This is a genomic window from Dietzia sp. DQ11-44, assembly GCF_014145205.1.
GTDB lineage: Bacteria > Actinomycetota > Actinomycetes > Mycobacteriales > Mycobacteriaceae > Dietzia > Dietzia natronolimnaea.
On the sequence record NZ_JAALEC010000147.1, the window covers coordinates 1 to 11,653 of the forward strand.

11 protein-coding genes and 1 pseudogene are annotated in these 11,653 nt (G+C 69.7%); 5 read left to right on the top strand and 7 right to left on the bottom strand.

Features of this window, described 5'->3' with window-relative positions:
- The 3 genes and pseudogenes from G6018_RS04620 to G6018_RS04630 form a co-directional block, all read right to left on the bottom strand.
- A pseudogene (locus tag G6018_RS04620) lies at positions 1–365 on the bottom strand (energy-coupling factor transporter transmembrane protein EcfT); the annotation flags it as partial.
- Complete coding sequence (locus tag G6018_RS04625) at positions 366–1,142, bottom strand: ABC transporter ATP-binding protein (protein ID WP_347237796.1); 777 nt, start codon at positions 1,140–1,142, stop codon at positions 366–368. It abuts the pseudogene before it with no gap.
- Positions 1,139–1,741, bottom strand: a complete 603-nt coding sequence (locus G6018_RS04630) for a biotin transporter BioY (protein ID WP_182615431.1) — start codon at positions 1,739–1,741, stop codon at positions 1,139–1,141. The genes G6018_RS04625 and G6018_RS04630 overlap by 4 nt, the downstream gene beginning before the upstream one ends.
- Before the next feature lie 168 nt (positions 1,742–1,909).
- Here G6018_RS04630 and G6018_RS04635 point away from each other — a divergent pair, with 168 nt between their 5' ends.
- Positions 1,910–3,157, top strand: a complete 1,248-nt coding sequence (locus tag G6018_RS04635) for a hypothetical protein (protein WP_182615433.1) — start codon at positions 1,910–1,912, stop codon at positions 3,155–3,157.
- A 45-nt stretch (positions 3,158–3,202) separates the two neighbouring features.
- Here G6018_RS04635 and G6018_RS04640 read toward each other — a convergent pair whose 3' ends face one another.
- The 3 genes from G6018_RS04640 to G6018_RS04650 form a co-directional block, all read right to left on the bottom strand.
- Positions 3,203–3,748 carry a TetR/AcrR family transcriptional regulator gene (locus tag G6018_RS04640; RefSeq protein ID WP_179525119.1) on the bottom strand — a complete coding sequence of 182 codons (546 nt, stop codon included), beginning with the start codon at positions 3,746–3,748 and terminating at the stop codon, positions 3,203–3,205.
- 77 nt (positions 3,749–3,825) lie between these two features.
- Positions 3,826–4,530, bottom strand: a complete 705-nt coding sequence (locus tag G6018_RS04645; protein ID WP_179525120.1) for an ABC transporter ATP-binding protein — start codon at positions 4,528–4,530, stop codon at positions 3,826–3,828.
- Positions 4,527–5,654 carry an ABC transporter permease gene (locus tag G6018_RS04650; RefSeq protein ID WP_179525121.1) on the bottom strand — a complete coding sequence of 376 codons (1,128 nt, stop codon included), beginning with the start codon at positions 5,652–5,654 and terminating at the stop codon, positions 4,527–4,529. The genes G6018_RS04645 and G6018_RS04650 overlap by 4 nt, the downstream gene beginning before the upstream one ends.
- Before the next feature lie 156 nt (positions 5,655–5,810).
- On the opposite strand from G6018_RS04650, the gene G6018_RS04655 reads away from it, so the two are divergent.
- Positions 5,811–7,436, top strand: a complete 1,626-nt coding sequence (locus G6018_RS04655; protein WP_182615434.1) for an ATP-binding domain-containing protein — start codon at positions 5,811–5,813, stop codon at positions 7,434–7,436.
- A gap of 96 nt (positions 7,437–7,532) precedes the next feature.
- Here G6018_RS04655 and G6018_RS04660 read toward each other — a convergent pair whose 3' ends face one another.
- A complete protein-coding gene (locus tag G6018_RS04660) occupies positions 7,533–7,991 on the bottom strand; it encodes an Hsp20/alpha crystallin family protein (RefSeq protein ID WP_107756271.1) in 459 nt (152 codons plus the stop codon).
- A 370-nt stretch (positions 7,992–8,361) separates the two neighbouring features.
- Here G6018_RS04660 and sfnG point away from each other — a divergent pair, with 370 nt between their 5' ends.
- The 3 genes from sfnG to G6018_RS04675 form a co-directional block, all read left to right on the top strand.
- Positions 8,362–9,537, top strand: coding sequence for a dimethylsulfone monooxygenase SfnG (gene sfnG / locus G6018_RS04665; RefSeq protein WP_179525123.1), 1,176 nt, complete (start codon positions 8,362–8,364; stop codon positions 9,535–9,537).
- A 51-nt stretch (positions 9,538–9,588) separates the two neighbouring features.
- Entirely contained in the window at positions 9,589–10,803 is a 1,215-nt protein-coding gene (locus G6018_RS04670) for an acyl-CoA dehydrogenase family protein (RefSeq protein WP_182615436.1), read from the top strand.
- The coding region (locus G6018_RS04675) for an acyl-CoA dehydrogenase family protein (protein ID WP_182638908.1) at positions 10,803–11,653 on the top strand (851 nt) is incomplete at its 3' end. The genes G6018_RS04670 and G6018_RS04675, both read left to right, overlap by 1 nt.

Sequence of the window (11,653 nt, forward strand, 5' to 3'; positions counted from 1 at the left end):
GCCCGGGTGACCGCGTCGAGCATGTCCGAGACCCTGGTGGTCAGCGCGACGAGGCCCGCCACCGCCACCGCCACCAGAAGCGCACCGCTCACGCGCAGAGCGGTGTCGAGGTCGGCGACGATCCACTGCAACACCAGGATCGCGAGCAACATCGGCAGCACCGGACGCACCTGGTCCCAGGCGGCGCGCGGCCGGATGCGCCCGATCGCATAGAGCGCCGCGGCGAACCCCAGCGCGGGCAGCACGTGCCAGGCGTCCCGCACCGACAGCGACACCGCGAGGATCAGCGCGCAGACCAGGAGGATCTTCAGGCCCGCCGGCAGGCGGTGGAGCAGCGAGTGCCCGGGTTGGTAGGTGGCGAACACCTAGACCCCCGGCCCCGAAGCGGTATCCGATCCCGATCCCGATCCCGATCCGGTACCCGAGCCCGGACGCAGCGCGATCCGGCGGTACCCCGACAGCGCGGCCGCGGGGGCGTCGTCGATCACCACCCGGCCGCCGTCCACCACCAGCACGCGGTCGAAGTCGGCCACCAGGTCCAGGTCGTGGGTCACCACCACGAGCTGCTGGGGGAGTCCGGCGAAAGTCTCGGCCACCAGCGCGCGGTTGCGGAGGTCGAGCAGGGTGGTGGGTTCGTCGGCCACGATCACCGAGGGCTCGATCACCAGCACCGCCGCCAGGGCGAGTAGTTGCTTCTGCCCGCCGGACAGGAGGTGGCAGGGGTGATCGGCGTGATCGGAGAGGTTGTAGGTGGCGAGCACCTGGTCGACCCGTCGTCGTCGATCCTCGCGGTTCAGGCCCGATCGGCGCAGGGAGAACTCGACGTCCTCCGCCACGGTGGGCATGACGATCTGGGTGTCGGGGTCGGTGAAGCAGAAGCCGACCCGGCGGCGCACCTGCGCGCCCTTGCGGCGCGTGTCGAGGCCGTCGACGGTCACCGTGCCCGAGGTGGGGACGACCAGCCCGTTGATCATCCGCGCGAGCGTCGACTTGCCCCCGCCGTTGACGCCGACGATCCCGATTCGCCGCTCGGACAGCACGAGATCGATGTCGGCGAGGACGGTCCGGTCACCGTAGGCGTGGTTGACGCCGTCGAAGCGGATCTCGGTGCCTCGGTCGTCGGCCACGCGGGGGTCGGTCACGCGGGGGTCGGACGACGCCCACGCAGCGGGGCGATCAGACCGGGCCGCGACTTGTGGACCTGCACGGCGACGACCGCCGTGATGACCGCCTTGACGAGGTCGCCGGGGAGGAAGACGCCGTTCGCCGCGATCGCGGCCGTCAACGTCAGCTCGGTGCGGATCAGCATGCCCACCACGCCGAAGGCGTAGATGACCACGATGCCGCCGAGGATGTTGATGAGCAGCCCGGGGATCAGCCGGTACCGCGGCATCAGCATCGCGGTGAGCAGGCCGATCACGACGACGGCCGGGAGCCAGCCGATGAGGAAACCCGCGGTGGGACTGGCCAGCGCGGTGAGTGTGGTGCGACCGCCGGCGAGGACGGGCAGCGCGAGACCGATCACGATCACCGCGAGGACCGACAGCAGTCCCTTGCGCCAGCCCAGAAGGGCGCCGGCGAGCATGACGCCGAGCGTCTGCAGCGTGATCGGCACCCCGGCGGAGCCGATGCTGATCTGACCGGGGAGACCGAGGACGACGATGAGGGCGGCGAACACCGCGATCTGGGCGAGATCTCGGGTTGCGCTCCGGGCCGGGGCCTGATCGATGGAGGTGCTCACGTGGACTTCCTTGTCACCTGGAAAGCTGATCGACGATGGACGGGGTTCATTGTTGCCCCTGTCACCCCGAACCGCCTCATCGGGGTGGGCGGCTCCGCGTGTCCGGTCGCGGGCCCGGCCGGACTGGCTTAGAGTGACCTGAATCACATCCAGCGGTTCGGGGGACCAGTGACGACTCGATCCCAACGCGTCTTCGGCGAGGTCATCGCCGCATTCCTCGTGGCCGTCCTGGCGTTCGTCCACCTGCCGGCCCACGTCAGCGCGCAACCCTATGCCGTCTACCTGGACGTCGCGGCCGACAACCCGCACGGTGAGTCGGCGGGAGGCTTCTCCACCTCCATGACCACCGATCGCGACGAGTTGGGGGCGGCGCTGGACGTGGTGCGGGCCGCGGGCGTGGCGCCGGAGCGATACGGGACCCTGGCCCGCCAGTACTGGCTGGTCGTCGGTGCCCAGAACGCGGGGATCGACCTCGACGAGTGGGAGCCGGCCCGGGGGCTGGAGGCGAACCTGGAGACGGTCGACAAGGTGTACGTGAACTACCTGCGGCTGTACAACTCCCACGACGGGTTCTGGTGGACCGGGATGGCCGGGATGGCCGGGATGTCGTTCGCCGCCGGGTTCTGGGACCTCGACGAGGTGGGGGGCGTGCTCAGCGTGCCCGGGGTGCACGAGGTGGGGACCGGGGTCGGTGACGCCCTCGGTGGAGTGCCGTGGGAGCTGGCGGCCGGGATGCCGCGCGACGTGGGATTACTGGCCACCGCCGGTCCGACGCTCACGCGACCGGACGTGGACTGGTACCTGCACCGGCTGCTGATCATGCAGCGCAACATCTTCATGGACATGGTCCCGATGCACGAGGCCTACCTGGCAGGGGGGTTGCCGGCGGTCAGGGAACTCGCGGCGGGCGGGGCGTATGACGAGTACGCGCTCGAGGCCTGGCGGGGACTCGACGAGGGCTCACCGGACGGCAGGTCGGAGGCGCTGCTGCGGATGGCGTCGCGGGAGCAGAACCAGATCATCGCCGACCAGTGGGACGCGACGGCGGCCGGCCGAGGGGACGTCGGTCGGGTGCTCACCTACATCACCACGGTGGGCGGCTCCCCCGATATCCCCGGGGCCTCCACCCTGGGTGGGTTCCGCCCGCTGTCGGTGCGCGCGGACGTCAACGGCCGACCGACGGTGCTGCACACCCCGCTGCCCGCGTTCAACTGGGCCGACAGGGAACCGCGCTGGGAGTACATCGAGCAGGATCTCGTGCCGGCGTTCCGGTCGCTCGTGCGCGACCGGCCGGCGGAGGCACCGGGCTACCTGGACGTGGGCTTCCGGCCGCGGGCCGAGCAGAACCGGATCCTCGCGCGGCTGCCGGTGTTCGCCGGGCAGATGACGACGGGGTGGGCGATCGGGCCGGGGTGACGCGCGACCGTGGGACACGACCCCGTCGCCGTGCCACCTCGCCTTTCACCCGGGCGGATCGATCAGGGCGTCCACCGCGGTGAGTACCTCGTCCAGTGGCCGCCCGCCCTCGATGAGTTCGGAGGCCTTGAACGTCACGGCCATGACCAGCTCGGTGGTCAACTGTGGATCGGAGCGGGAGGACTCGGCGAGCGATTCGCGCAGTGGGGTGGTCATCTCGGTGTGCATCCGGGTCAGCCGCTCGCGTGCCGGGCCGTCGGGGAGCTGCGCGGCCAGCGCGGTGAGGATCGCGTGGTCACCGGCGGCGACCAGATCCAGCGTGGTGTGCACGTAGGCCACGACCCCCCGGCGACCGCCGCCTGCGTCACGAACTGCTCCCGTGACGGTGTCGATCCACCGTGGCATGAGGTCCTCCGCCACGGCGACGACCAACTCCGCGCGCGAGGAGAAGTAGGTGTAGAAGTTCGACCGTGTCATGCCCGCCCGGGCGGTCAGCTCGTTGATGTCGGGAGGGGTACCGGGGGCCTCGGAGAGCATCGACCGGGCCGCGTCGAGCAGGACCCGACGCTTGGCGTCCCGGTGTTCGCCCACGGTGGGGGCGTCGATACGTGGAATGTCGGTCTCCCGTCACCTTCTCGGCGGAGGCCCGATCATACGTGTCCATCAGGTCACACGTGCGCGTGCAGCCGCCCGTCGACCATCTCCAGGACCCGGTCGCAGTGTTCGAGGATCTCGTGGTCGTGCGTGACCAGAACCGTCGCGACGCCGTTCTGATGGGTCTCCTCCGCGAGCAGGCGCACCACGTCGTGGCTGGTCCTGCGATCCAGCGCGGCGGTGGGTTCGTCCACCAGCAGCAGATCCGGCGAGGACATCAGGGCGCGGGCGATGCCCACCCGCTGACGCTCGCCGCCGGACATGGTGGCCGGGCGGCGGCGCGCGCGGTGGGTCAGACCGACGGCCTCGAGCAGGTGGTCGGGATCGCGACGCCGGGACCGGTCTCCGCCGAGTGTTCCCACGAGCCGGAGTTGGTCGCGCGCGGTGAGAGCGGGCACAAGGTTGCCGGACTGGAACACGAACCCGACGTGGTCGCGCCGGAACCGGGTGAGGTCCCGGCGACCGAGACCGGTGATGTCGCGGCCGCCCACCTCGACGGTGCCTGAGGTCGGGGACAGCAGTCCGCCGGCCACGGCCAGGAGGCTCGACTTGCCCGCTCCGGAGGGGCCGACCACGGCCAGGACCTCGCCACGGGCCACCTCGACGTCGACACCGGCCAGCGCGTAGACGGTCTGGTCGCCGTCCCGGAAAGTCAATTCGACACCGCTCAGGCGAAGGCCCGGGGTGGAGGCGTCGCCGGTGTGTGTGGTGGTGGTCATCGGTTCTCTCCCAGTGCGCTGTGCGGGTCGACGGCGGTGATGCGGATGGTGGCGAGGGTGGCGCCGACCAGTCCCAGAGTCAGGAGGAGGGCGGCTCCGAGTGCGATGGGTCCGGTCTCGAGGGCGAACGGCATGCCGGTGCCCACCAGGAACGACCCCACTCCCACGCCGATGGCCACACCGACCGCGATGGACCCCGCCAGCAGGATGAAGGCCTGCCCGATCGCGTCGCCCAGGAGTCGCACGGTCGAGGCGCCCATGGCGCGCAGGACAGCGATCTCGCGGGATCGCTGGACGGTGAGGATGGCGAAGAACGCACCGACGACCAGCGCTGAGATGGCGTACAGGAACCAGGTGATCATCGACATCGTCATCATCTCGGCCTGGTATCCGGGCGAGGAGTCGAACGACTCCTCCAGGGTGCGCGCCGAGGTGTCGGCCGCGGCATCGCCGGTGGCCAGGTCGGGCAACTCGCCGTCGACCCCGGCGAGGGCCACGACGCTGTACTCCTCACGGGCGCCGGCGCGCGACTCCTCGCCGAAGCGGGTGCCAGCGTGCACGTCCTGCCACGTGGCCAGGGTGGTGAAGGCCATGTCGACGTGGCCGAAGGTGTGCTGGGCGGCCGCGATGCCGACGACCTCGAGGGGGATCCCCAGTCGGTCGACCGTCACCGTGTCGCCCGGGCCGACGGAATCGGCGGCGGTGGCGCTGATGAGGATCTCCCCGTCGGACGCGGGCGCCCGGCCCTCGGCCACCTCGGGAACGAGCGGGCCCTCGGGGTCCGCGCCGATGAGGGTGAGGTCCACCGGGGTCCCGGAGGAGGTCCTGGCGTTGATGATCGACAGACCCATCGGTGTGGCCACCGACACGTCGGGTCGTGCGGCCCAGGCCTCGACCTGGTCGGGCCCAACCACGGATCGGGTGAACGCCGAGTCGGTGCGGGTCTCGGGAGCGAACGCGACGGCCTGGACGGGCATGCGCTGCAGGCCGGAGACGCCGTCGTTGACCAGTCCCGAGGACAGCCCGGCGAGGAGAACCATGAGGACGCTGATCAGGGCCACGACGGAGCCCATCAGGGTGAATCGGGATCGCGCGAAGGTCAGTTCGCGTAGGGCGAGAAACATGGAGGCCTTCCGGCATCGACATCGGGAACGGAGAAGATGCTAACACCATGTCAGTATCATGCTGACACGGTGTCGCGAAGGTCTCACCGCGGTGCGGTGTCGGCAGGACCCGGCGATTCGACCCGATCCGCAGGCGCGGGCGGGTACTCCTGGAACATGCCCCGCGTCATTCCCGACACTCCCGTCTACGGCCACCCCTCCGAGGAGAAGGTCGTCGAGCTCCTGTGCGATCAACTCTCCGACGACAGCCTGATCGTGGTGGGGCAGCGCGTCTCCACCGCGGAGAAGGAGCACGAGGTGGACGTCCTCGTGGCCATGCCCGGGGCGGGGATCGTGGCGATGGAGATCAAGGCGGGATCGATCACGATCGAGGACGGCCGGTGGCGACAGGGGACCGGCGGCAAGCAGCACACGATCGATCCCGTCACCCAGTGTCGAGATGCCCTCTACGCCCTGCGTGGTCATGTCGACGCGGACCCACGATGGCCGCGGCAGCACCAGCGTTGGACCCACATGCTGGTCTTCCCCCACGCTTCGATCCCGGGGGATTTCGCACGTCCCGACATACAGCGCGAACGAATCGTCGATCGTGATCAACTCGACCAGCTCGCCACCCTCGCCTACCGTCTCGCGCGGAACTCCGGGCCGAGGGATCGACCCTTCCTCGCCGCGGACACCGTCACCCGCCTCGCGGACGTCCTCGGCGGCCGGGGACTGCCGCAGCGGGATGTGGTGGCCCGCGCCGCGGAGAACGCCGACATCGCCGACGCGCTCACCCGCGAGCAATCGGTGCTCCTCCGGGCGGTCGACGCACTGCCGCGCGTGGAGATCCGTGGTGGCGCGGGCAGCGGCAAGACCTACCTCGCACTCGAGCAGGCGCGGCGTCTGTCGAGGGCCGGGCAGCGCGTCGCGTTGATCTGCTACTCGCACGGCCTCGCGGGATACCTCAGACGCGTCACGAGCGGATGGACGAGACGCGAACGGCCTGCGTACGTGGGGGAGTTCCACGCGCTGGGCGTCGAGTGGGGAGCTCCTGCCGGGCCCGACGAGCGGGTGCGGTCCGAGGAGACGGTCCGGTGGTGGGAGGAGGAGCTCCCGCGCCTCATGGCGGAGCTCGCCGACGAACTGCCCGACGGCAAGAGGTTCGACGCCGTGATCGTGGACGAGGCCCAGGACTTCGCCGACAGCTGGTGGCGTCCGGTGATCGGTGCACTGCGCGATCGTGAGCTCGGCCGTCTCATGATCGTCGGCGACGCCGGGCAGAGCGTGTTCCAGCGGACCGGTCGGCCGCCCGTCGACCTGGTGCCGCTGGTGCTCGATCACAATCTGCGTAACACGCGTCAGATCGCCAGTGCCTTCCTGCCCCTGGTGGGACAACGGATGGAGCTGCGCGGCGGCTCGGGGCCCGCGGTCCGTTACGTCGAGGTGCCGGAGGGCGCCGACCCCGTGTCGGCCGGCGACGACGAGGCCATGCGACTGCTCGACGAGGGCTGGGAACCGCGGGACGTCGCGTTGTTGACCACCGGATCGCGGCACCCGATGCAGGTCGAGTTGCAGGAAGGCGGGAATGACACCTACTGGGAGACGTTCTGGAGTGGCGAGGACATCTTCTACGGCCACGTGCTCGGGTTCAAGGGCCTGGAGCGCCGCGCCGTGGTGCTGGTGTGCAACCACCACGACGGCATGGACCGGGTCCGCGAGAGGGTGTACGTGGGGCTGTCCCGGGCGACGGATGTACTGGTGGTGGTGGGTGATCCCGGTGCGCCGTGCGGCGGCAGGTGAGCGCGTGGACGCGGCCGGGGTGCGCGAGCCGGATGAGAACCACCGCCCGGCCTGGTGGGGGGCCGGGCGGTGGTCAGGTGGACACGAGAACCGCGGTCAGCTCCCGAGGTCGGCGGAACCCTCGACGATCTCTGCCTGCTCGGCCTTCCGGGCGCCGTGGGAGACGGAGATCTTGCGCGGCTGGGCCTCCTCGGCCACGGGGATCACCAGGCGCAGCACGCCGTCGCTGTAGTCGGCCTCGATCTTGTCGGTCGCCAGGCCCTTGCCCAGGGCGAGCTGCCGGGCGAAGGTGCCCGACTGACGCTCATGCATGAGCCACTGGGCATCACCCTCCGCGGGCGCGCGGCGTTCGGCACGGACGGTGAGCGTGCGGTCCTCCACGTCGATGTCGATGCTGGAGGGATCGACGCCCGGCAGGTCGATGAGGCCCACGAAGCGATCGCCCTCCTTGTACAGGTCCATCGGCAGCGAGGTGGAGGCGGTCGCGCTGCGCAGCCCCTCGCCCAGGAGGCGATCGAGCTCACGGAACGGATCGAAACGGGTGGTGGTGGCCATGATGGTCTCCTTCAGGACTGGTCGGGATGCGCCCGGCGTCTCCGGGATCGCACACGGTTCAACTCACCGCCGTAGTTGAGTATTCCCGACTCAGGTCTCGGAGTTGTCTCAGTCGGATACAGGCGGGACCCGATGATTCAGACGTGGCGCGCGCGTCGTGACGCCGGGTTCTCCGACACTGTCGGGGGGCGGCTCCTGATCCCGGCGATCCACTGCCAATAGCACCACCGAGATCCGAATCGTCGACGTCGGCGGCCTCAGTGCGCAGACTTACCGCACGGCCGCAGCACCGGTGAGGCGAGGACCTCGATCGCCCGGTGAGCCGGTTCGCTTTCGTCCCCGACCAACTCGTGAGGAGTCCTGATCAGCCATGCCCGAAATCAGTCCTGAGCAACAGTTCGAGACCGCCGCCGCACCACTGCAGTTCGCCTACTGGGTGCCCAACGTGAGCGGAGGGCTGGTCGTGTCGACGATCGAGCAGCGTACCGACTGGAGTTACGACTACAACCGGCGTCTGGCGGTCGCCGCGGAGAACAACGGGTTCGACTACGCGCTCACCCAGGTCCGGTACATCGCGTCCTACGGAGCCGCGTACCAGCAGGAGTCGACGAGTTTCTCGTTGGCGCTGCTTCTCGCGACCGAGCGGTTGAAGGTCATCGCCGCTGTCCACCCGGGATTGTGGCAACCGGGTGTCCTGGCGAAATGGCTCGCCACCGCGGACCATCTCTCGAACGGCCGCGCCGCGGTCAACGTGGTGTCCGGCTGGTTCAAGGACGAGTTCACCAAGCTGGGTGAGCCGTGGCTGGAACACGACGAGCGATACCGCCGAGCCGAGGAGTTCATCAGATACCTCCGCACCATCTGGACCGACGACCACGCGGAGTTCACCGGCGACTTCTACCGCCTGCACGACTTCGACCTCAGACCGAAGCCGCTCGACGTTCCGGGCCGGCCCCATCCCGAGATCTTCCAGGGTGGGAACTCCACGGCCGCTCGGGCCATGGCCGGCCGGGTCTCCGACTGGTACTTCAGCAACGGCAAGGACTTCGACGGACTCACCGAGCAGGTGGTCGAGGTGACCACCGAGGCCGCCCTGCACGGTCGCACCGTCAAGTTCGGGCTCAACGGCTTTCTCATCGGTCGCGACTCCGAGGTCGAGGCCCGCGATGTCCTCCGCGAGATCGTCGCCAAGGCCGACCGCGAGGCGGTCGAGGGGTTCGGATCCGCCGTCAGACAGGCCGGGAGTGCGACCGGCGACGGCAAGGGGATGTGGCAGGACTCTGAGTTCTCGGACCTCGTGCAGTACAACGACGGCTTCCGGACCGGACTCATCGGCACCCCCGAGCAGATCGCCGAGCGGATCGTCGCCTACAAGACGCGGGGTGTGAACCTCTTCCTCCTCGGTTTCCTGCACTGCATCGACGACGTCGAGTACTTCGGTGCCACCATCCTTCCGCTCGTCCGCGAACTCGAGGCAGACCTGCTCGCCAGCGGGCGGCTCGAGTCCGAACTCGCCCGTAACGGCGTCCTCGTCCCCGCCACCTGACACGACTCAGCCCGAGCCCACCCATTCCCCGATCACAGAAGGACGACACCGATGACATCCACCATCAACTCAGGGCAGCGCACCTCCGGCGACCAGGCCGCTTTCGACGACGCTCTCCGGCGGGCCGATCTGGTCGCCGCGGAACTGGGCGTGACCGCAGCTGAACGTGACCGCGCGAACGCCGCGCCCACCGCCGAGATCGACCTGCTCCGCCGGCACGACCTGCTGCAGGTGGGCGAGCCCGTCGAGTTCGGCGGCTCGGGACTGGATTTCGCTCAGTCTCAGCAGATCACCCGCCGTATCGCACGCGGCGACACCTCCATCGCCCACCTCATCGGGTACCACTACGCCCAACAGCGGATCCCGCACCTGTTCGGTACGCCCGAGCAGGCCGAGGCACTCTCACGACGCAACGCGGAGGAGAAGCTGTTCTGGGGCGGCGTCCAGAACCCGCGGGGAGCCGACGGCCTGGAGCTCACCCGTGACGGCGACGCCTTCCGGCTGAACGGGCGCCGGACATTCGCATCGGGCGCGAGCGTGGCCGACCATCTCTCGGTCACCGCGTCGTTCCAGGGCGACCTGGTGTTCCTCACCCTGCCCACCGATCGCCCCGGGTTCGAGCCCGACGGCGACTGGGACGCCATCGGCCAACGGCTGACCGACTCCGGAGGAGTCGAATTCCGTGATGCCCGGGTGGAACGCCACGAGATCCTGGGCGATCCGGACTCCCCGCCCGGGTTCTCGCCGTATCAGACGCTGGTGACACCGCACTGGCAGCTGGCGTTCGTCAACTTCTACATCGGCACCGCCGAGGGTGCGTTCACCGAGGCGCTCGACTGGACGAGACTCAACGCGAGCCCGTGGGAGACCTCCGGACTCGACTCGGCGACCGAGGACCCGTACATCCTTGAACTGATCGGTGAGCAACGGGCACGGATCACCGGCGCGGCTCTGTTGGCCGACCGGGCCGGTGCCGCCTTGCAGCAGGCCCTGGACTTCGGCCCGGGCCTCAGTGCGGAGCAACGCGCCGAGACCGCGATCGCGATCGCGGAAGCCAAGTTCGTCACCACCAAGGTCTCGCTCGAGGTGGCCTCGCGCCTGTTCGAGATCCAGGGAGCACGGGCCACGTCCAGCACCTACGGCTTCGACCGGCACTGGCGGAACCCGCGCACCCACACGGTGCACGACCCGGTGGCCTACAAGGCGCGAGAGATCGGGGACTGGACCCTGAACCACACCGCTCCGGCCTTCACCCTCTACAGCTGATGGCGCTCGGCGTCAGCGAAAGAGAAGCCATCACGAGCGAGTCCGCCGTCGCCACGGCGCGCGCGCTCGCCCCCGCCGTCGCCGCGGGTGCGAGCGTGCGTGATGCCGAGAAGGCGCTGCCCGTCGAGCAGGTGGAGGCGCTGTCAGCCGCAGGCCTGTTCGCACTGACGGTACCCACGGAGTACGGGGGTCCGGGTCTACCCGTCTCCACCGTCGCGGCGGTCACCGCCACGATCGCCGCCGCCGACGGGAGCCTCGCACAGATCCCGCAGAGCCATTTCACGTTCCTCGACGCCGCTTGGCGCGGGGGTTCGGACGTCCTGCGGCGATCATTGTCCGAGCGTGTGCTTCATGGTGCCCTGGTCGCCAACGCCCAGACCGAACTCGGGGGAAGGACGACGCGGGACGATTCCACCGCACTTCGCCGCAGCACGGGACGGCTGGTGCTCTCGGGCACCAAGTTCTACTGCACCGGTGCGATCTTCGCGGACATCCTGGCGGTGCGGGCGCTCGGGCCGGACGGCGGCAGCGTCATCGCCTATGTTCCGGCGGGCGCGGAAGGGGTGACCATCGGCACCGACTGGGACGCCTTCGGTCAACGCACCACCAGTAGCGGAACGGTCGACCTGGACGACGTGGTGGTGGATCCGGATCTGGTGCTGGACTACACGGGGCTCCTGGCCCGGCCGAGCACGTACGGGACCCGCGCGCAACTGCTGCACGCGGCGATCGACACCGGGCTCGCGCGGGGTGCGGTCGACACGATCGCCGGCCTCGCCGAGAAGGCCAGGCCGTGGTTCGAGGCCGCCGTCGACCGGGCGGCCGACGATCCGCTCCTCATCGCCCAGGC

Excerpts from the sequence above, each read along its gene's own strand:
- G6018_RS04660 (WP_107756271.1), bottom strand. The coding sequence starts at position 7,991 with ATGGCCACCACCACCCGTTTCGATCCGTTCCGTGAGCTCGATCGCCTC.
- G6018_RS04670 (WP_182615436.1), top strand. The coding sequence starts at position 9,589 with ATGACATCCACCATCAACTCAGGGCAGCGCACCTCCGGCGACCAGGCC.
- sfnG (WP_179525123.1), top strand. The coding sequence starts at position 8,362 with ATGCCCGAAATCAGTCCTGAGCAACAGTTCGAGACCGCCGCCGCACCA.
- G6018_RS04655 (WP_182615434.1), top strand. The coding sequence starts at position 5,811 with ATGCCCCGCGTCATTCCCGACACTCCCGTCTACGGCCACCCCTCCGAG.
- G6018_RS04645 (WP_179525120.1), bottom strand. The coding sequence starts at position 4,530 with ATGACCACCACCACACACACCGGCGACGCCTCCACCCCGGGCCTTCGC.
- G6018_RS04650 (WP_179525121.1), bottom strand. The coding sequence starts at position 5,654 with ATGTTTCTCGCCCTACGCGAACTGACCTTCGCGCGATCCCGATTCACC.